The organism is Pseudomonas sp. MWU16-30323, from assembly GCF_020515595.1.
GTDB classification, from domain to species: domain Bacteria; phylum Pseudomonadota; class Gammaproteobacteria; order Pseudomonadales; family Pseudomonadaceae; genus Aquipseudomonas; species Aquipseudomonas yamanorum.
In genome coordinates this window covers 1-19646 of sequence record NZ_JAIWYM010000043.1, presented here as the reverse complement: position 1 = coordinate 19646, position 19646 = coordinate 1, and the positions used below count along the sequence as shown (strand labels likewise).

Annotated in this window: 21 protein-coding genes and 1 riboswitch; of the genes, 7 read left to right on the top strand and 14 right to left on the bottom strand. The window is 62.8% G+C overall.

The features are described 5' to 3' along the window. Position 1: 1 nt before the first annotated feature. Positions 2-607, bottom strand: coding sequence for a glutathione S-transferase family protein (locus LIY45_RS28510; protein ID WP_226478373.1), 606 nt, complete (start codon positions 605-607; stop codon positions 2-4). A gap of 101 nt (positions 608-708) precedes the next feature. On the opposite strand from LIY45_RS28510, the gene LIY45_RS28505 reads away from it, so the two are divergent. Next, positions 709-1608 carry a LysR substrate-binding domain-containing protein gene (locus LIY45_RS28505; protein ID WP_226478372.1) on the top strand — a complete coding sequence of 300 codons (900 nt, stop codon included), beginning with the start codon at positions 709-711 and terminating at the stop codon, positions 1606-1608. A 14-nt stretch (positions 1609-1622) separates the two neighbouring features. On the opposite strand, the gene LIY45_RS28500 is transcribed toward LIY45_RS28505, so the two are convergent. Further along, on the bottom strand, positions 1623-2621 hold the full coding sequence (locus tag LIY45_RS28500; RefSeq protein ID WP_226478371.1) for an NAD(P)H-quinone oxidoreductase: 999 nt from the start codon (positions 2619-2621) through the stop codon (positions 1623-1625). Between the two features lie 176 nt (positions 2622-2797). Here LIY45_RS28500 and LIY45_RS28495 point away from each other — a divergent pair, with 176 nt between their 5' ends. Together LIY45_RS28495 and LIY45_RS28490 are read left to right on the top strand one after the other, a co-directional pair. Then, entirely contained in the window at positions 2798-3673 is an 876-nt protein-coding gene (locus tag LIY45_RS28495; protein WP_226478370.1) for a LysR family transcriptional regulator, read from the top strand. A 109-nt stretch (positions 3674-3782) separates the two neighbouring features. Continuing rightward, the gene (locus LIY45_RS28490; RefSeq protein ID WP_226478369.1) at positions 3783-4199 is read left to right on the top strand and encodes a DoxX family protein; all 417 of its coding nucleotides are present in this window, start codon (positions 3783-3785) and stop codon (positions 4197-4199) included. A 60-nt stretch (positions 4200-4259) separates the two neighbouring features. Here LIY45_RS28490 and LIY45_RS28485 read toward each other — a convergent pair whose 3' ends face one another. The 3 genes from LIY45_RS28485 to LIY45_RS28475 form a co-directional block, all read right to left on the bottom strand. After that, the gene (locus LIY45_RS28485) at positions 4260-5078 is read right to left on the bottom strand and encodes an alpha/beta hydrolase (protein WP_226478368.1); all 819 of its coding nucleotides are present in this window, start codon (positions 5076-5078) and stop codon (positions 4260-4262) included. Positions 5079-5165: 87 nt separating this feature from the next. Next, entirely contained in the window at positions 5166-6557 is a 1392-nt protein-coding gene (locus tag LIY45_RS28480) for an alginate export family protein (RefSeq protein WP_226478367.1), read from the bottom strand. After that, the gene (locus tag LIY45_RS28475; protein WP_226478366.1) at positions 6554-7450 is read right to left on the bottom strand and encodes a glyoxalase; all 897 of its coding nucleotides are present in this window, start codon (positions 7448-7450) and stop codon (positions 6554-6556) included. Before LIY45_RS28475 ends, LIY45_RS28480 begins: the two co-directional genes overlap by 4 nt. A 150-nt stretch (positions 7451-7600) precedes the next feature. On the opposite strand from LIY45_RS28475, the gene LIY45_RS28470 reads away from it, so the two are divergent. Then, complete coding sequence (locus tag LIY45_RS28470) at positions 7601-8668, top strand: NAD(P)-dependent alcohol dehydrogenase (protein WP_226478365.1); 1068 nt, start codon at positions 7601-7603, stop codon at positions 8666-8668. A 136-nt stretch (positions 8669-8804) separates the two neighbouring features. On the opposite strand, the gene mntP is transcribed toward LIY45_RS28470, so the two are convergent. The 9 genes from mntP to LIY45_RS28425 form a co-directional block, all read right to left on the bottom strand. Beyond that, on the bottom strand, positions 8805-9368 hold the full coding sequence (gene mntP / locus LIY45_RS28465; RefSeq protein WP_226478364.1) for a manganese efflux pump MntP: 564 nt from the start codon (positions 9366-9368) through the stop codon (positions 8805-8807). 10 nt (positions 9369-9378) lie between these two features. Further along, a riboswitch (yybP-ykoY riboswitch) is annotated at positions 9379-9547 on the bottom strand. A gap of 39 nt (positions 9548-9586) precedes the next feature. After that, positions 9587-10537 (bottom strand): oligopeptide/dipeptide ABC transporter ATP-binding protein, encoded by a 951-nt coding sequence (locus LIY45_RS28460; protein WP_226478363.1) that lies wholly within the window; start codon positions 10535-10537, stop codon positions 9587-9589. After that, on the bottom strand, positions 10537-11529 hold the full coding sequence (locus LIY45_RS28455) for an ABC transporter ATP-binding protein (RefSeq protein WP_093208668.1): 993 nt from the start codon (positions 11527-11529) through the stop codon (positions 10537-10539). Before LIY45_RS28455 ends, LIY45_RS28460 begins: the two co-directional genes overlap by 1 nt. Further along, entirely contained in the window at positions 11526-12425 is a 900-nt protein-coding gene (gene ddpC / locus LIY45_RS28450; RefSeq protein ID WP_026077711.1) for a D,D-dipeptide ABC transporter permease, read from the bottom strand. The genes LIY45_RS28455 and ddpC overlap by 4 nt, the downstream gene beginning before the upstream one ends. A gap of 1 nt (position 12426) precedes the next feature. Then, the gene (locus LIY45_RS28445) at positions 12427-13443 is read right to left on the bottom strand and encodes an ABC transporter permease (protein ID WP_226478362.1); all 1017 of its coding nucleotides are present in this window, start codon (positions 13441-13443) and stop codon (positions 12427-12429) included. A 166-nt stretch (positions 13444-13609) separates the two neighbouring features. Continuing rightward, a complete protein-coding gene (locus tag LIY45_RS28440) occupies positions 13610-15160 on the bottom strand; it encodes an ABC transporter substrate-binding protein (protein ID WP_226478361.1) in 1551 nt (516 codons plus the stop codon). A gap of 118 nt (positions 15161-15278) precedes the next feature. After that, positions 15279-15821: a D-alanyl-D-alanine dipeptidase gene (gene ddpX, locus LIY45_RS28435; RefSeq protein ID WP_226478360.1), complete on the bottom strand. Its 543-nt coding sequence runs from the start codon at positions 15819-15821 to the stop codon at positions 15279-15281. Between the two features lie 21 nt (positions 15822-15842). Further along, complete coding sequence (locus LIY45_RS28430) at positions 15843-16697, bottom strand: MurR/RpiR family transcriptional regulator (RefSeq protein ID WP_226478385.1); 855 nt, start codon at positions 16695-16697, stop codon at positions 15843-15845. 137 nt (positions 16698-16834) lie between these two features. Beyond that, positions 16835-17146, bottom strand: coding sequence for a hypothetical protein (locus tag LIY45_RS28425; RefSeq protein WP_017475336.1), 312 nt, complete (start codon positions 17144-17146; stop codon positions 16835-16837). Positions 17147-17308: 162 nt separating this feature from the next. Here LIY45_RS28425 and LIY45_RS28420 point away from each other — a divergent pair, with 162 nt between their 5' ends. Genes LIY45_RS28420 through LIY45_RS28410 form a run of 3 tightly spaced genes read left to right on the top strand, consistent with a single transcriptional unit; the run spans position 17309 to position 19490 of the window. Then, positions 17309-17983, top strand: coding sequence for a secretin and TonB N-terminal domain-containing protein (locus LIY45_RS28420; protein ID WP_050555035.1), 675 nt, complete (start codon positions 17309-17311; stop codon positions 17981-17983). Next, positions 17980-18525, top strand: coding sequence for an RNA polymerase sigma factor (locus LIY45_RS28415; protein WP_017475334.1), 546 nt, complete (start codon positions 17980-17982; stop codon positions 18523-18525). The genes LIY45_RS28420 and LIY45_RS28415 overlap by 4 nt, the downstream gene beginning before the upstream one ends. Positions 18526-18563: 38 nt before the next feature. Next, positions 18564-19490 carry a FecR domain-containing protein gene (locus LIY45_RS28410; RefSeq protein ID WP_226478359.1) on the top strand — a complete coding sequence of 309 codons (927 nt, stop codon included), beginning with the start codon at positions 18564-18566 and terminating at the stop codon, positions 19488-19490. Positions 19491-19646: the final 156 nt, after the last annotated feature.

Here is a 19646-nt window from a genome sequence, read left to right as displayed (position 1 = left end):
GCTACTCGGTCGGGTACTTGTGAAATGCCGAATGCTGTTCCGCACGTGCCGCATGGCGCTGCAAGTGCGGGAACGCATCGGCCTTCACGACGTCGGCAATCTTGAGCTGAGTGAAGGACCAGGCGACCGCCACCGTCAGGCTCGCCTGGTTCAGCGGCGTGTCGCTGTCGCCCTCGGCCATCAGCGTCTCCAACAACGAATAAGCCGCCAGCAGTTGCCCGGTCACACGGTCGATCCACGGCTGGTGAAGTTTTTCGGCAGGTCGCAGGTGATGTTCGTAGACGATCTGCACGGTTTTTTCGCACGCGGCCAGCGCCAGGCCGATCACCTGCAGATCCCGGGCAAGTGCCACTGTTTGCTGGGGCAACAGCTTTTTATCAGCCGGCGCCAGGGCTTCCAGGTATTCGAGGATCAGGCCGGAATCCATCAGCACCGTACCGTCGTCGAGCACCAGTGTCGGGGCCTTGACCACCGGGTTGATCCTGTAGAACTCCTCGAAGGTGCTGAACACCGACAGCGACTGGTGTTCAAACGCGACACCGTACAGCTCCAGGGAAATTGCCACGCGGCGCACGTAGGGCGAGTCCAGCATGCCGACCAGTTTCATGTAGCCTCCATTTACCGCAGTGTTAAATTCAGATTACTTTATCGGGGGATTTTCCCCCGCAATATCGATCTTTTTTATCACGAAAGGTTAGCCACGCTTACATGAACCCTTTCCCACCCCTGGCCGCACTGCGTAGTTTCGAAGCCACCTCCAGGCTCGGGAGCGTGACCCTGGCCGCCAAGGAATTGCACGTCACCCACTCGGCAATCAGCCAGCAGATCAAGGCGCTGGAGGAGATGGTCGGCCTTACCCTGTTTGTGCGTGAAGGTCGCGGGCTGCGTGTCAGCGAGGATGGCCGCTTGTACGCGCTGCAAATCCGCCAGGCGCTGGCGGACATCGAGCACGCTACCCGGACGATCCAGGCCCAGCCGAAAATGGGCGAACTGGTGGTGGCCGTCATCCCCTCGTTTGCCCGCGCCTGGTTGATCCCCAGGCTGCCGGCGTTTCAGCAGCGTTACCCGGACATCAACATCCGCCTGCAAGCCAGCCTGACGGTTTCCAACCTGCATCAGGAGTCGGTGGATATCGGCATTCGCATGGGCAAGGGCGACTGGGAGGGCGTGGAGCAGACGTTACTGTTCCATGACGAACTAGTGGTGGTCGCGGCGCCACACTTCAACGGTGGGCAACTGCCGTGCACGCCAGCGCAGATCATCGAGAGCCGGATCATTCACAGCACTGAATCCTGGATGCCCTGGTGCCAGGCCGCCGGTGTGGACATGGCTGTTGAGCGGCAGGGCCTGTGCAGCAACGATTCGAACCTGGTGCTGGAGGCGGTGCGGCTGGGGCAGGGCATCGCGCTGGATCGACGCAGCCTGGTGCAGGACGCCATTGGGCGAGGTGAGTTGGTGCAGTTGAGTGAGATCACCGCACCGTACCCTTATCCGTATTGGCTGGTGTGGCCGCCACGGGAGCGTGCGGCGAACAAGCAGCGGGAGTTTTCCGAGTGGTTGTTCGCCGAGGCGCAAGCGTATCAGGCCCTGTTGAAACCCCAGGCCTGACCCGCAGCGTTTTTTCAGTCCACCCGCAACACGATCTTGCCGATGTGATCACCACCTTCCATCCGCGCATGGGCCTTCGCGGCGTCGGTATAGGCATACACCTCATCGATCATCGGCAGGCAACGCCCGGCCGACAGCACCGGCCACACGTGTTCGCGCAGCTGTGCGGCGATCGCGGCTTTTTCTTCCCGGGTGCGCGCGCGCAGCAACGAGCCGGTCACGATCGCGCGCTTGCCGAGGATCGCCAGCAGGTCGATGTCCTTGGCGCGTGCGCCGCCCAGGAAGCCCAGCATCACCAGCCGACCCTCCATGGCCAGGGCGCTGATGTTGTTGTTCAGGTAGGAGCCACCCATGATGTCGAGGATCACGTTGACGCCCTTGCCAGCGGTTTTGTCAACGATGACCTGGGCGAAATCCTGCTCTCGGTAGTTGATCGGTTCGGCCCCCAGTTCGCGGATGGTGGCGCATTTTTCTGCACTGCCGGCGGTGGCGAAGGCTTCGATACCAAACTCGCGGCACAGCATCAGCGCGGTGGTGCCGATGCCGCTGGTGCCGCCGTGGATCAGCACGCGCTGGTCTTTATGCGCGCCGCCGATGCCGAACAGGTTGGCCCACACCGTGAAGAAGGTCTCCGGAATCGCTGCCGCCTGAATCCAGTCCAGCCCCTCGGGAACCGGCAAGGTCTGGCTGGCGGGTACCGCGCAGTACTGGGCATACCCGCCGCCATTGGTCAGGACGCAGACCTTGTCGCCCAATGCGTACTCGCTGACGCCTTCGCCCAGCGCGGCCACCACACCGGCCACTTCCAGCCCGGGGAACGGGCTCATACCGGGTTTCATCGGGTACGTGCCGGCGCGTTGCAGGGCGTCCGGGCGATTGACGCCGGCGGCGTGCACGCGGATCAACACTTCGCCGGGGCCGGCCACCGGCATAGGCTCCTGGCGCGGTTGCAGAACCTCGGGGCCGCCGGGGCTAGTGATTTCGATCAGGGTCATTTCGTGGGGCAGATTCATGTGAGTGCACCTGTAGCAATGAACGTATGGGTTGGGACCGCGCCCGGTACCGGGCGGTTCAGCAGGCTGGCGATCCGGAGGATTTTCTCTGGCGCCCAGCATATCCGCGATGGGTGATGCAATAATGCTGCGATTACACGTCACGGTGATGCATAAATGCATCAAGGGGGAAAATCATGAACTGGGACGATGCGCGGGTGTTTCTCGCGGTGTGCCGTGAGTCCACATTGCGCGGGGCCGCGCGGGTGCTGGGGGTGGATCAGGCCACGGTGGGGCGACGGGTCAATGCCCTGGAAAAGTCCCTGAACGCAACGTTATTCCTGCGTACGTCCGAGGGCTACGCGCTGACGGCCGTGGGTGAAGCCGCCTTGCAATCGGTGGAGAAAATGGAGCGCTCGGCCCTCGACCTGGAACGTCAGGTCCAAGGCCTGGACGACCGCCTGACCGGCACCGTACGGGTGACCACCACCGATTCCCTGGCCATCGACTTCCTGATCCCGGCCATCGCCCGGCTGCATGACGCGCACCCTGACGTCAGTGTGCAGATGGACGCCTCGACCCAGTTCCTTAACCTGGCCAAGCGCGAAGCCGACATCGCCGTGCGCAACACACGCCCGGACAACCCCGACCTGATCGCCCGGCGCATCGCCCGCTGGCCGGTGGGGCTGTTTGCCTCGCAGGCGTATATCGAGCGGCACGGCGCACCGGAGCCGGGCAGCCTGTTCGAAGGACACGACCTGGTGGTGTACCAGCCGCACCTGCAAAGCCAAAAAGACCTGACCCTGGTCTCCGAGCCGTTGGGGCGCGGGCGCATCGTTGCGGCCATGAGTTCCAGCCTGCTGGTGCGCCGGTCCATCGCCGCGGGCCTGGGCATCGGTGAAATTCCGCTGATTTCCGGCGAGCGGGACGGGCTGGTGCGGCTGTGGCCGGAGCGTACGCGACCGTTGCCCTACGACGTGTGGCTGGTGACCCATGCCGACCTGCGGCACACCGCGCGGGTGCGGGTGGTGATCGACGAGATCGTCGCGGGGTTTGCCGGCACGGGTGAGTGAACTCCCAGGTCAGCACATCGCTGCAATTTCCGAGGCGTCCGTGGCGGCACAATCAGCTCCGGTTCCGGCGTAAAAAAACGCCGGTGAACGTCACGGAGACAGGTCGCCTATGAACGCATCACAACGGGAAGAATGGGCACGGGATATCGGGCTGCTGTTTTTGCGGGTCAGCGGGGGATTGTTCCTGCTGTGGGTCCATGGCCTGCCCAAGCTGCTGGACTACGGCGAACAGTTGAAGGTGATCGAGGATCCCTTCCACCTGGGGGCGAGCGTGACACTGTTGCTGGCGATTTTTGCCGAGGTACTGTGCCCGCTGTTGATCATCGCCGGGGTGCTGGTGCGCCTGGCCTGCTTGCCGATCCTGAGTGTGCTGCTGATCGCCATGCTGGTGGTGCATCCGCAGTGGACGCTGCTCGAAGGGCAGTTTGGCTGGCTGCTGTCGATCATTTTTACCAGCATCCTGATTGCCGGGCCCGGGCAATTGGCGCTCAACCAGCGGTGGGGCGGGCCCCTGCGTTACGCCTGAATAAAAAAGGCCGGGTGCAAGCCCGGCCAAAAGGAGGTGTAGCAGCGTGATGCAGTCGCTTCAGCGCTTGAGGAACGCCAGCAGGTCGGCGTTCAAGGCTTCGGCGTGGGTGACCGCGAAGCCATGTGGCGCATCCTTGTACACTTTCAATTCGGCGTTCTTGATCATCTCGGCAGCCACCTTGCCGGTGGTTTCGAACGGTACGATCTGGTCGCCGTCTCCGTGGATGACCAAGGTCGGTACGTCGATCTTGGCCATGTCTGGACGGAAATCGGTTTCCGAGAACGCGGTGACGCAATCCACCGTGGACTTGAGCGAGGCGAGCAGGGCGATCTGCAAGCTCTGGGTCAGTACACCGTCGGAGACTTTCTGGCCCTTGTTGATGCCGAAGAACGGCGTGTTGAAATCGGCAATGAACTGCGCGCGGTCCTTCAGCAGGCCGGCCTTGATGCCGTCGAACACATCCTTGGGAACACCTTGCGGGTAGTCGGGTTTCTGGCCGAACAGCGGCGTCACCGCCCCCAGCAACACCAGGCCGGCCACACGCGCGCTGCCATGGCGCGCGATATAACGTGCGACATCGCCACCGCCCATGGAAAAGCCCACCAACGTCACGTCTTGCAGGTCCAGGTGGTTGATCAGCCCGGCGATATCGTCGGCGAAGGTGTCGTAGTCGTTACCGGTCCAGGGCTGGTCCGAGCGGCCAAAACCACGGCGGTCAAACGCGATGGTGCGGTAGCCGCGGCTGCTCAGGTATTCCATCTGGTATTCCCACATGTCGGCGTCCAGCGGCCAGCCATGGCTGAACAGCACGGGTTTACCGCTGCCCCAGTCCTTGAAGTAGATTTCGGTACCGTCTTTGGCGAGGAATGTGCTCATGGAAACTCCTTGGGTGAGTGCGAAGGCAAAGGCTGACTATTGTCGAACAGGCGCAGGCAGCGCTTGTACGGGTGTGCTTGGTTGGGTTTACCAACTGAACTTGAGTTCCACCCCCAGGTAATTGCTGTCATGGCCGCCCGCATCCCGCAGCGTCTGGCCGACCGCGTAGTGCACGGCCTCGACGGCGCCGGTGAGGTTGGGGGTAAACCCATAGTCGGTGCGAACTTGAGCGTAGGCGCCGGTCCAGCGTTCACCCTGGCCTGCGGTGCCGGCCACCGGCAGGTTGGGCTGAGTGTAGACCGCGTCTGCGGTGGTTTGCCGCCAGAGCAGGCCCACGGCGGTCTGAACGCTGAGCTTGGCGATAGGCTTGACGGTGATCGACGGCTTGACGTGAATCAGGTTGCTGTAGCCCGTATAACCCGCCAGGGAAAAGTAGTAACCATTGGGGAACAGCGGGTTGAACGTCCCCACCGTGCCGTCACCGGCGTGGCGGTCCCCCGAGGCAATATCCATTTGCAGTCCCAGACGCGGGGTCCAGGCCAGGCTGTCGAAGGTGTAGCCCACGCGGCTGCCGCCACCCCAGGCGCGAATATCCTTGTGGCCCACCGAGCCACCTTGCAGCATGGCTTCAATGTCCCAATCGAACCCCCGGGCCGCGCCCCCCAGCCGGGCGTCGAACAGCTGGCGTTTCTCATCGCCGTCGCCGTCCAGGTAGTGGGCATCGCTGCGCTCATACACCCCGTAATAGGCCGACAGCTCATTCTTGCCACCCACCAGCCGCTCGACCCGCAGCAGGTGAAACTGCACGTCAGCGTTGGATTTATCGTCGAAGTGCCGCTCGTCCTGGTACTGCACCGGGTGGCTGGCGATCCCGATAAAACGCCAGTTCGAGGTTTCCCAGTCAGCCCAGAGCGCATCAAAGGACTGGCGCACGTTCGGCCCGTCCCGCGAGGAGATGAAGCGCTGCAAGTCGAAGGCAAAGTCCTGCCGGCCGACACGGCCCTTGAACGTACCGGCACTGAAGGTGTTGATGTACTCGGCAAAGGCCAGGCGCAGGTCGACGCGGTTCTGGTCGGCGCCGCCGATCGTCGTCTTGTCATAGGCCCGCGCATCCTCCAGCTGGGTAAACACCCGCCAGTTTTCATCCAGGTGCAGGTCGGCGTGTACCTGGAAACGCTGGATCAGGTACTGGTCACGGGCCACGTTCTTCGCGCCGAAACCGGCGGCATCGTTCATCTCGAAGCGCTCACGCAAGGTCGCGCCCAGGGACAGGTAAGTGAACGGGTTGGCACTGGACAGCGGGATGTACTTCAGGCTGTCCAGGGGTTGGGTGCGCAGCGTCGGGTCCTTGAGCACGGACCAGTCTTCCTGCCAGCGGTTGGCTTTGATGTCCGGCCGCGTCGGTTGATCGTCAGCGTGGGCGCTGCCGGCCAGCAACGGCCACAGCACCGCCAGGCCCCAGCCTGTGCCGCGGATCATTTTGCGCCGCTGAGCTGGTGAATCTCCGCGACGTAACCGCCCGGGAATTCCACCAGCGCGCTGCGCCGGCCCTTAGTGTCAAACGCCGGGACCAGCACCTTGGCGCCGGAACCAGTGGCTTTGCCCAGCGTGTCGGTCAGGTCGGCCACCTGATAGCCGGTGGTTTCATGGCCGAAGGGGTAGGGCAGGTGACCGTTGGTGACCAGCACCGCCATGCGTCCGAACGGCGACTCGATGTCGACGCGGCGATAGCTGCCGCTGGCCTGGCCGATCTCCACCGCCGGGGCATGCTTGTCATCGGCCAGGACCTTGCCGTGGGAAAACCCGACGAAAGACTTGATGAACGTGTCGGCGCGGTCGCTGGAGACATACACGCGGTTCTCCGGAACGGTCTGGAACGCCGCGTAATCCGGGGCCTTGGTGTGCCAGTAGAGCTGCATATTCACGCCGCCCGGCCACTGGATCACCGCATCACGGCCGATGGGGTCGGGAAAATCACTGACAATCACCGCCGCGCCGTTTTCCCGGGCAGCCTTGAGTGCAACGTCCATGTCCTTGACCAGGTAGCCGTTGCGCTCCTGGCCGAACGGGTGCGGGACAGGTGTGGTGAAGCCGAACAGCGACACCGTGCCCGCCGGTGTCTGCAGGAGTTGCGAGGTGGTGCTGCTGGGCACCGGCAGGACATTCACCACCACCTGGGGCGTGCTTTTGCCGCCGAATGTGGCGAGGAAACTCTGGGCAAAGCGGTCCACGTCAGCCGGGGCGACGTAGACGTGACTGGTGTCGTATTGCGGCGCCACGGCCACATCCGGTGTTGCCGCCAACGCGCTGCCCATCATCTGCGCGCCCAACAGTGTCAAGGCCAGGGATATCGTCGTCACTTTCTTGCACATGCCCATTCTCCAGCACTTTTCAGCGTGATCGAAAAGTCGCCAGCTTAGGGGCCGGGCTGCCGTGCGGATTGTATGGGCGTGCTCGGTTGAACGGTTCAGCGTCTATGCTGGTCAACTGACTTCAACCGTCTGAACAAACAGGTGAACGAAATGGCCAAGACATACAGCTACGCCGCTCGTGACTCCAAGGATTCACTCAAGCCCTTCACATTCGAACGTCGCGCCCCCGGGGCCGATGACGTGCAGATCGACATTCTCTATTGCGGCGTCTGCCACTCGGACCTGCACACCGTACGCGACGAATGGCACAACACCCTGTACCCGTCGGTGCCGGGCCATGAAATCGTTGGCCGAGTGACGGCCGTGGGCGCCAATGTCAGCAAGTTCAAGGTGGGCGATTTGGCCGGCGTCGGCTGCATGGTCGACAGTTGCCAGCACTGCGAATCCTGCGCCGAGGGCGAAGAGCAGTACTGTGAAAACGGCTTCACCGGCACTTACAACGGCCCGGTGTTTGGCGGCGAAAACACCTTCGGCGGCTACTCGGACACTATCGTGGTCAAGGAGAAGTTCGTCCTGCGCATCTCCCACGACGAGAGCAACCTGGCGGCGGTCGCGCCGCTGCTGTGTGCAGGCATTACCACCTACTCACCGCTGCACCACTGGAAGGTCGGGCCGGGCAAGCGCGTCGGCGTCGTCGGCCTGGGTGGCCTGGGGCATATGGCGGTGAAAATCGCCCACGCCATGGGCGCCTACGTGGTGCTGTTCACCACCTCGCCGAACAAGCGCGAAGACGGCCTGCGCCTGGGTGCCGATGAAGTGGTGGTGTCGAAAAACCCGGATGAAATGGCCAAGGTTGCCAACTCCCTGGACTTCATCCTCAACACCGTGGCCGCGTCCCACAACCTCGATGCCTTCCTCAACCTGCTCAAGCGTGACGGCACCATGACCCTGGTAGGCGCGCCGGACAGCCCACACCCGTCACCGACGGTGTTCAACCTGATCTTCAAGCGCCGCAGCCTGGCCGGCTCGTTGATCGGCGGCATCCAGGAAACCCAGGACATGCTGGACTTCTGCGCCAAGCATGGGATCGTCTCGGACATCGAGATGATCGACATCCAGAGCATCAATGAAGCCTACGAGCGCATGCTCAAGGGCGATGTGAAGTATCGGTTTGTGATCGACATCGAGAGCCTGAAGAAAGAAAAGCACGTGGCCTGAAATACGTTCCATAAGGTCCAGTAGATCCAGTGTGGGAGCTGGCTTGCCTGCGATGGCGGTGCACCCGTCAACATCGTTGCTGACTGACACTCCGCTATCGCAGGCAAGCCAGCTCCCACATTTGTTATTCGTCGGTCTAGACCGACAGGTGCTCATACAAAATCGTCGCACCCACCAGCATCAGCACCACGCCGCCGACCATCTCGGCGCGCTTGCCCACCACCGTCCCCAGCACCCGGCCGAGCATCATGCCGATGGTCACCATGGTCATGGTCGCCAAGCCGATCGCCGCAGCGGCCACCAGAATATTCACGTCAACAAACGCCAGGCCCACACCGACCGCCAGGGCATCAATGCTGGTGGCAAACGCTGTCACGGCAAGAATCATGAACGAGTGCTGGCTCGGTTTCTCTTCTGCTGGATCATCGGCTTTCAAGCCGTTGTAGATCATGTGCAGGCCCAGGGCTACCAGCAGGGTAAAGGCGATCCAGTGGTCCCACTGTTCCACCCAGCGGGTGGCCGCCTGGCCGATAGCCCAGCCGATGATCGGCGTGATGGCTTCAATCACACCAAAGATCAGACCGGCCCGCAGGGCTTCGGTCAAACGGGGTTTGTGCAGGCTGGAACCTTTGCCGATGGCCGCCGCAAAGGCGTCCGTGGACATGGCAAGGGCGAGAAGGATGAGGGAAATGGGGTTCACGGTAAGACTTCCAGTCGGGCTATATGAGTCAACGACACAACCACACGCCCGACTTCAGGCATGGATGTGTCGCTGGTCTCACCAACCAAAATGGTGTTCGCACCACGGCATGTTGCCGAGAATGTTGATACGAACGCTTCGAGAATCCGAAGCAGGCTACTCCCCAACGAGGTGGCCGATCATAGCCGCGCAAACATGAAAATTTTGTTAACCGTGCCTCACGGATGTTCCAGGTGACACCGCACCTGCTGACTCATCCCGCCCGTCAACCGCTGCGGCCGTTCGCAGCCTTGGGTGCGGCGTGGGCAGCGATCAAGGAAAAAGCACCCGCCCGGCAACACCCGGTTCCCCGGCAACTCGGTGGGCGCACTGACGTAGGCATCATCCAGCGCCACCCCCAGCTTGGGGACGGCCTCCAGCAGCAGCTGGGTGTAGGGATGCTTCGGCTGCTCCAGCACTTGCTCGGCACACCCCAGTTCCACAATCTGCCCCAGGTACATCACCGCCACCCGGTCGGCCATGTGCCGCACCACGGACACGTTGTGGGAGATCAGGATGTAGGTCAGCCCCAGCCGGCGTTGCAGCTCGGCCAGCAGGTTGAGGATTTGCGCCTGCACCGAGATATCCAGGGCCGAGGTCGGTTCGTCCAGCACCAGGATGCTCGGGTTGGAGGCGAGCGCGCGGGCGATGGCGATGCGTTGGCGCTGGCCACCGGAAAACTGGTGTGGGTAGCGGTCCAGGTATTCGGCGCGGATGCCCACTTGGGCGGCGACCTTGGCGGCGATGGTGCGCATTTCGCCCTTGGGCGTGTCGCCGAGGGCGAACAGCGGCTCGGTGATGATTTTCCAGATGGGCAGGCGCGGGTCGAGGGACGATTGCGGGTCCTGGAACACGATCTGCACATGGCGGTGACGTTCCCGGGCGCTTTCGTAGGCCCAGTCCACTTCGCCGTCACTGGGTTTGACCAGGCCCATCAGCAATTGGGCGAGGGTGCTTTTACCGCAGCCGGATTCGCCGACAATCCCCAGGGTTTCCCCTCGGCGCACCTGCAAGTCGATGCCGTTCAGGGCGTGAGCGTAACCGCGAGGGCGGCCCAGCCAGTCGGTTTTCACCGGGAACTTGACCCGTACATCCCGCAGGGCCAGCAGTGAATCTTGAGGCACTGTCATTACACCGACTCCCCGGCAGTCAGCCAGCACGCGCTTTTGCGAGTGCCGACAGGGTTGATCAGGTTCAGGCGCGGGCGTTCGATGCATTGGCTCATGGCCTGGGGGCAGCGTTCGCGGAAGGTGCAGCCTGAGGGCAGGGCGGCGAGGTTGGGCACCTGGCCGGGGATGGTCAGCAGGTCGTCGCCGGGCTTTACCTGTTCCGGCAAGCCGCTGAGCAGGCCTTGGGTGTAGGGATGGCGTGGATCGCTCATCACCTGGGCCGTCGGGCCTTCTTCCACCACCGCGCCGGTGTACATCACGTAGACCCGGTCGCAGAACTGCGAGACCACGGCCATGTCGTGGGTGATCAGCAAGATCGCGGTGCCGCGCTCCCGGGCCTTTTCCCGCAGCAGCAACAGCACCTGGCGTTGCACGGTGACGTCGAGGGCGGTGGTGGGTTCGTCGGCGATCAGCAACTGCGGGTCGCAGGAAAACGCCAGGGCGATCATCACCCGCTGGCGCATGCCGCCGGAGAGTTCGAAGGGGTAGCTGTCGAGCACTTGCTCGGGGTCGGCGATGTGCATGTCCCGCAGCAGGGCGATGGCCTTGGCGCGGGCGGCGGCCTTGCTCAGGCGCTGGTGGTGGATGATCACATCGAGCATCTGCCGGCCAATGCGCCGGGTCGGGTTCAGCGCGGTCATCGGCTCCTGGAAGATCATCGCCGCGTCCCGCCCGCGGATCTGCAACAGCTCTTTTTCGCTGGCGCCAAGCATGTCGCGGCCAAGCATCTGCAAGCTGCCGGCGGTGATCCGGTAACTGCGCTCCGGCAGCAGGCGCAGGCTGAGCATGGCGGTCACGGATTTGCCGGAGCCGGACTCTCCCACCACGCCGACGACTTCGCCGGGGTTGACGTGTAACGACACGCCGTTGAGTGCCTGGACGTTATTGCGGTAAGCCGGGAATTCCAGGCTCAGGTTATCGATGGCAAGGACTGCCGGACTGGACATGGTCATTTCCCCTGTTGCCGTGGGTCGAGCAGGTCACGAACACCGTCACCCAGCAGGTTGAAACCGGTCGCGGTGACCAGGATCGCCAGCCCCGGAAAGGTCGAGTACCACCAGTTGTCGAGAATGAAATTGCGCCCGGTGGCAACCATCGCGCCCCATTCGGCGGTGGGCTGTTGCGCACCCAGGCCGATGAAACCCAGGGCCGAGGCCATCAGGATCGCGCTGCCGATGTCCAGGCTCAGTTGCACCAGCAACGGCGGCATGGCGTTGCGGCCCACGTGCCACGACACGATGTGCCAGCGCCCGGCGCCGAAGGTCTGGGACGCCTTGACGTAGCCCATCTGGCGAATGCTCAGGGCTTGCCCGCGGGCCAGGCGCACGTAGAACGGAATGCGCACCACGGTGATCGCCAGCATCGCGTTGAACAGGCTCGGGCCCAGGGCGGCGGCCAGGGCCATGATCAGCACCAGGGACGGCACCGACAGCATGATGTCCATCAGGCGCATGATCAGGCTGTCGAAACGCCCGCCGATGATCCCCGACAGGCAGCCCAGCAGCCCGCCCACCAGGCACGAAGAAAACGCCACGAACAAGCCGACGCCCACCGACTGGCGGCTGCCGTACAGCACCCGGCTGAACAGGTCGCGGCCGACTTCATCAGTGCCGAACCAATGTTCGGCGGAGGGCTCGGCCAGGCGCTGGGCCAGGTTCAAGGCGTTGGGGTCATGGCTGGCCAGCCACGGAGCGAAGGCCATGCAGATCAGCACGATCAAGGTGATGGTCAGGCCGGCGATGGTCAGCGGGCTGCGGCGTATTTGATAGCCCAGGTACTCCATTCGCGCACGCCAGGTGGGGCGTTGCTCGAGGGGCACCGGTACGGGCATGGTCACGGGGGCGGTCATCTCAGTTCACCTCGCCGATGCGTGGGTCGACCACCCGGTAGAGCAGGTCGATCAGCATGTTCAGCAGCACATAAATAAACGACACCATGATCGCGAAGCCCATCACCGCCGGGAAATCCAGGGACTGGATCGACTTCACCACATAGGCGCCCATGCCTGGCCAGGCGAACACGGTTTCCGTCAGCACCGCGCCGTATAGCAGGTCACCGAGGGTCAGGCCGAGCACGGTGATCGACGGGATCAGCGCATTGGGCAGGGCGTGGCGCAAAATTACCGCCCAGCGCGACAGGCCATAGGCTCGGGCGGTGCGGATGTAGTCCTCGCCCAACTGGTCGAGCATCGCCGAACGGATCTGCCGGGCGACCACGCCGAGGTTGACGAAACCCAGGGTGACGGCGGGCAGGATCAGGTGTTCCAGGGCATTCAGGAACAGCGGGATATCGCCGGCGAGCAGCGAGTCGATCAGGTAGAACCCGGTAATGGTGCGGGGCGGTTCGAGGCCTTCATCCAGCCGACCGCTGCCGGGCAGCCAGCCGAGTTGGCCGTAAAACAATACGATCAGACCCAGGCCGAGCCAGAAGGCCGGCGTGGAAATGCCGGTGACCGCCAGCGTTCGGGCGATCTGGTCGATGGCGCGGTTGTGATACACCGCTGACAGCACGCCAAGCGGCACGCCTACCAATACGGAGAGCAACAGGGCGGCAACCGCCAGTTCCAGGGTCGCGGGGAAGAAGGCTTTCAGGTCTTCAAGCACCGGACGGCTGGTGCGGATCGATGTGCCGAGGTCGCCGTGCAGCAGGTCGCTCATGTAGCGGCCGTATTGTTGGTACAGCGGCAGGTCGAGGCCCAGTTGATGGCGGATGTTCTCGACAATGGCGTCGCTGGCCCGGTCGCCGGCAATCAGGCGCGCCGGGTCACCCGGGATCAGGTGAGAGATGCAAAAGGTAATCAGCGAAACGCCGACGACGACCAACATCAGGCCGAACAGGCGTTTGCGCAACATATTCAGGAAGGCCATGAGGCACCTCGGGTGGAGAGCAGGCTTGTTGTGGCGAGGGAGCTTGCTCCCGCTGGGGCGCGGAGCGGCCCTGGCTTTTTTGGGGCCGCTTCGCAGCCCAGCGGGAGCAAGCTCCCTCGCCACATAGAAAGGGCCAGGCGCAACAACCGTTGCGCTTCAGCAGTTTCTACTTACTGATCTCAGCCACGTTGAACACCTGCTCCAGCATCGGATGGAACACGTACCCCTTCACCGAATCACGCATCGGCAGGGTGTAGTTCTTCTGATAGAGGTAGGCGTACACGCTGTCCTTGAGCACGATCTTCTGGGCTTCCTGGTACAGCTCGGTGCGCTTGGCCGTGTCGTTGTTGGCGGCCGCATCACGAATCAGCTTGTCCACCACCGGGTTGCTGTAGAACGAGCGGTTGCCCGGCAGCCCTTGCAGGGAGGAGTCGAACCAGAAGTTCATGTACATGTAGGGATCGGAGAAGTCCGGCGCCCACGAGCCGATGGACACGTCGAAGTCACCCTTGCCCAGGCGCTCGCGCATGGTGGCGTTGGCCAGTTTTTCCATCTTCAGGTTGATCCCCAGCGGCGCCAGGCTGGCTTGCAGGGTCAGGCCGATGGATTCCCAGTCGGGGTCCTTGTCGGAGTACATGTAGTTCAGGGTGGTGATTTTTTCCGGGAGTTTCTTCAGGTTCGCGCCCGCGCCGTCCAGGTCCTGTTTCATCATTGGCAGGCTCGGGTCATTGGCCCACATGCCGGCAGGAATCGGCCCGTTCATCAACTTGGCCTGGCCCTTGAGGATGCCGTCGACAATGCCTTTGTAGTCCACGGCATCGACGATCGCCTGGCGGGCGTTCTGGTTGTTCAGCGGGGCTTTCTGGTTGTTCAGGTACAGGTAGGTCACCCGCAGCGACGGGAACTCCTTGATCACCACGTCTTTCTTTTTGGCCAGGTTGGTGAGCTGGTCCTGGGGCATGTCTTCGGCGATGTCCAGGTCACCGCGTTCCAGTTGCAGGCGGCGTACCGAGGCTTCGCTGATGATCTTGATCACCACCTTGTTCAGCGCGGGCTTGGCGCCGGCGTAGTAGGTGTTGGGTTCCAGGGTCAGGCTCTGGCCTTTTTGCCAGTTGGTCAGGCGGAATGCGCCGGAACCGGCGGTGTGGGTGGAGAGGTAGGCGTTGACGTCGCCCTGTTTCACCACGTCCGGGTTGATGATGCCGGCGCCGTTGTGGGCGAGGGTGTAGAGGAAGGGCGCGTAGGGCTTGGTCAGGGTGAACCGCACGGTGAGCGGGTCGACTACGGTGACTTTCATGTCATCCGGGAACGCGCCCGAGGGGCCTTGCTTGAGCTGCATCACACGGTCGAAGGAGAACTTCACCGCATTGGCATCGACCTCGGCGCCGTCATCGAACTTGTTGCCGGGCTTGAGTTTGAAGTCCCACACCAGGCCGTCGGCCGAGGTGGTCCAGCTGTCGGCCAGGTCGCCCTTGACGTCGGTGCTGCCCTTGCCGTTTTCGACTTTGTAGGCCACCAGTTTCTGGTACGCCGGGTACGTCACCGCCCAATCGTTATTGTCGATGGTCACGGCCGGGTCGAGGGTTTGCGGGTCGGCGGCCTTGCCGATCATCAGGGTGTCTTTGGGGGCGGCGGCACTTGCCGATTGCCACGCGCCCAGGCTCAGGGCGGCGCACAGCAGGGAGAGTGCGAGGGTCTTGCGGTTGCTTGGGGTCATGCCGGTTTCCTTGATTATTTAGAGGAAAAAGCGGGTTGGTTTATTTTTATGAAATCTATAACCGGGCAGTTGGCGCTAAAGGGTGCTGCTAATTATTGTGATGGTACGGTCCTTGTGATCAGTGCGACTCCTCAATTAATGGGAAAAGTTCGGCATCCGGCAATTCGTAATGCCACCACTCGGTGGCAATCGCCTTGAAGCCGGCGCCGAGCATGATGCCCAGCAACAGCAGGCGGTTGCGCTGCACCTGCGGCGGCAGGTCGGGGTAGAACGGGTGGGACTTGGGCTCCATGGCATCAAACGCCGTGCCCATGTCCAGGGGTGTGCCGTGTTCATCAATCAGTGTCAGGTCGACGGCCACGCCACGGGTGTGATGCGAGCCCAGGCGCGGGTCGCGCACGTAGTCCGGGTTGGGCAGGGCTTGCCACAGCAGTTGCTGGGCGTAGGCCGGCCGATAGGCGTCGTAGATCAGCAGGGTCATGCCGGCCTGGCGTGCCAACAGGCTCGCCTTGCGCAGGCAGGCCGCCGCTTCGGTGTGCAACAGGCAGCGGGCGTTGCGGTAGATCACGGTGCCTGCCAGGTTGTCGGCACTGGCGTAGATCAGGTCGACCTGTACCGGGTATTCCGGTGGGGCGATTTCTACCAATGGGCTGGTATTCACTCAAAGATTTCCTTTCCAGGGTCAGGATTCGAACTGGCCGAAGGCCTGTTGCAGGGCGCGGTTTTTTGCCAGGCGTGCATCCAGTCGCTCGCCGTAGCGGTCAGCGACGGCAGACACCATCAGGTTGAACAGGCACGTCAGGGGCGCCATGGAGTCCCAGAACTGGCCGACATCGGTTTTCAGTTGCAGCAGGTCCAGGTCGTAGTCCCGGGCCCAGGGGCATTGCAAGTCGGTGATCAGCGCCAAGGGTAGACCCTGGGCATTGGCGGTCTCGCAGAACGTGGGCGTGATGCTCGAATACGCGCGGAAGTCCGCCGTGATGGCGTAGGGCTGTTCAAAACCGGAGTTCAGGGTCTCGGCGTAGATCCCCGACAGGCCATCGACGTAATAGACCTTGGGGCGAATGTATTCCAGGTGACTGTGGAACGCGTTGAGGATGCCCCGGGTGGACTGGATGCCGAGGATGAACACGGCGTCGGCGTCCACGATGTGCTGCACGATGTCGGCGAAACCCGGGCTGCGGGCCAGGCCGTAGACGTGCTGGATGGCTTCGATCTCGCGGTTGAGGGAGCGGTCGAGGGCGTCTTCCTGATCGTTCTCCTGGCGAAAGGCACCCAGGCGGTCGGTGATCAGCCAGGACGCTTGCGGGTCGCCACGCAGGCCTTGCTTGACGTCATCGAGGTTGCGATAACCCAGGGCGCGCAAAAAACGCCCCACTGAAATCCCGGTGGTGCCGGCTTGCTGGGCGATGCTGTCGGCGGTTTCGAACGGCAGCTGTTGCAGGTTGCCCAGCAGGTAGGTCGCGATGCGCTTGCCGGTGGGCGTCAGCGTCGGGAACTGCTGTTCCAGCGTGCGCTGGAAGCTGCTTTTATCCATGACGTTTTCGCGGAGACCGGTCATTGATGTTACTCAGGTTTCATGATTTTGATGTCTGTTAGAAACATAACATCGGCAATCGCGATAACACAATGGCTTTTTTTCGAGCGGGCGCGCAGGAGGGGGACAAGCGGCGATCAAGGCCGCTGGGGTTTCACTGAAGTACCAAAGGTATTGCCCATGCGCACGCTGGTCGCCGCCGGGGTAGAGAGCCCGATCTGGTTCGGCTTGCGTTTTTCGATGGGCACCTGTTGCGCTTCCTGGTTCTTTTGCGTGGCCTTGGCGGCGTCCGGGCTGTTGCCCATCTGCTGGCTCAGGCAGCCATAGTCCGGCGCCTTGTAGCCATCCACATTGACCTCGGCGCAGCCACTGGGTGTGCCTTCGGCGTGGGCCATCAGCGGCAGGGTTGCACACAGCAACAGGCTGGCGAGGGTCGGGAACAGGTTCATCGGTGCCTCCTGGCGCGCCTTGGGAAATGGGCGGGTATGGGGCGAAAGTGTAGTGCAGCGAGCTGCCCGTCACCGTGATGTTTTTTTTGCTGGCACCGTAACATCAGGTTCATAAACTGGCCTCAGGATGACGGTTTTGTAGGCTATGTCGGACGTGTTGCGATGCTGAGCAGGGGGGCTTGGAGGCGCGCGGGTTGCTGCCTGGCTCTGTTGTTGGGGCTGGCGCAGAGCGTGCGCGCCGAAGTGATCCTGGACCTGCCTGCCCAGAACCTGGATAACGCCCTCCAAGCGTTCAGCCGTGCCACCGGCATGGCGGTGCTGGTGGATCGCGAATTGACCCGGGGCCGGCGTTCCATCGGTGTACATGGCCGCTACAGCGCGCAGCAAGCCTTGGGCCTGCTGCTGACAGGGAGTGGCTTGATGGCGCGTTATGCCCGCAGCGATGCGTTCACCCTGCAAGTCCCCGAGGTCAGCCAGCCGGCAACGACGCGGGGACTGAAGGCCGGCCATGCAGCACGGATCAACAACAGCTACGCCACGGCCTTGCAGCAGGCGATCGAGCGCAGTTTGTGCCGTTCGCCCCTGACCCGCCCCGGCAGTTACCGCGCGCTGGTGCAGGTGTGGGTCAACGGTGACGGGGTGATCGAACACAGCCGCCTGGTCAGTTCCACAGGTGACCTGCAGCGTGACGAAGCGCTGGTGCGCGGCCTGGGCACCACCCGTGTCGAACGCCCGGCGCCCAGTTCACTGCGCTTGCCGGTGACCTTACTTTTGGTGCCCGATTCAACAGGAACACGCATGGAATGCACAGCAGGGGAAGGAGTTTCCGGGGCATGAAAGACACCGGCCACAGCACGATGGTCAGCCTGTTCCTGGCGTCCTACGAGGACTTCAAGGTACGCCTGCGCAAGCGCCTCGGGTCCGAAGACCTGGCCAACGACGTGCTGCACGAAACCTACCTGCGGGTCGACCGCATGGACGTGCCGCCGAACCTGGCGCAACCCAATGCTTACCTGTACCGCATGGCCCTGAACATCGCCGCCGACCGACGCCAGGCGGATGCGCGGCTGCTGACCGGCAGTGAAGTCGAAGAGCTGCTGCAGACAGCCGATGAAGCCCAGGACCCCTCGCGGGTGGTGGGTGGCCAGCGGGAAATCCAGTCCTTGCTCAAGGCCCTCTACGAACTGCCGGCGCGGCGGCGCCAGATCCTGATCGCTGCGCGCCTGGAAGAGGCGCCGCACCTGGAAATCTCCAAGCGTTTCGGGATTTCCACGCGCATGGTGGAAAAGGAAATCAAGGCTGGGCTGGGCCACTGCGCGCAGCGCCTTGAAAGAAAAGTGATCCAGCGGTTCGGTCCCGGGGCCGGAAAACCGTCTTAGTGATTGAGTCCCTGATAATCCGTTGAGTACCTGCGCGCTTGAACATTTTTAACTTCTCCGCTGCCCGGAATACGCCAGACAGCCCCCTGCACGATGAAGCGCGTGATTGGCTGCTGCTGCTGACTTCGGGCCGGGCCACCGTCGCGGACGCCAAAGCGTTACGCCAGTGGTGCGCCCAGAGTTCGGAACATGCCCGGGCGTTCGAGCAGGCCAAGGTGTTGTGGCAGCAATTGGCGCCGGCCGCCGAGCAGATTTCCCGTCCACGGCATTTTGGGCGACGGGCGTTTTTGGGTGGGGCGATTGCGGCGTCGGCGGCGGTGTTGATGGTGCGATTTACCGTGCCGGGTGGGTTTGCCGGGTTGACGGCGGATTACCGCACCGAGGTTGGGGAGCAGCGGCGGGTGGAGTTGAGTGAGGGGGTTCGGCTGGAGCTCAATACCCAGACGCGGATCAGTCGGCGCGAGGGGGGGATTGAGGTGGTGGAGGGGGAGGTTGAGGTGGTTGCCAATGCGGCGATGCCGCTTCAGGTTCAGGCTGGTGGAGGGTGGTTGAGTGCGGCTCGGGCGCGGTTCAATGTGCGCAATACGGATCACAGTGTGTGTGTGACGTGCATTGATGGGGCGCTGTTGGTGGCTGTGGGTGGGCGTACGGTGCGGCTTGAGGGTGGGCGGCAACTGACTTATGACGCTGGCGGTGTGGGTGAGCCGGTAGCGGTGGATGTGCAGGCGGTGGTGGCCTGGCGGGAGCAGGTGCTGGTGTTTGATAACGCGACATTGGCGACGGTGGTGGATGAGATTAATCGCTATCGTCCGGGGATGTTGCTGCTGATGAATGCGGAGTTGGGCAAGCGGCGGGTGCAGGCGCGGTTTAGTTTGCATCAGTTGGCGGGGGTGGCGCTTTTGATTCGCGATGCGTATGGGGCCAAGTGTACGGAGTTACCGGGGGGGGTGGTTTTGTTGAGCTAAGCGGTGGTGTAAATATCCGTTATTTAGGTAACGGCGGCTTATGGTTCCGCTCCTACAGCGGCTCACTTTTGAAGAGCGCAAAAGTAAGCAAAACGCTCTGCCCCGATCTGAAGCGGATGCAGCTCTGCTTTTCTGTGGGAGCTGGCTTGCCTGCGA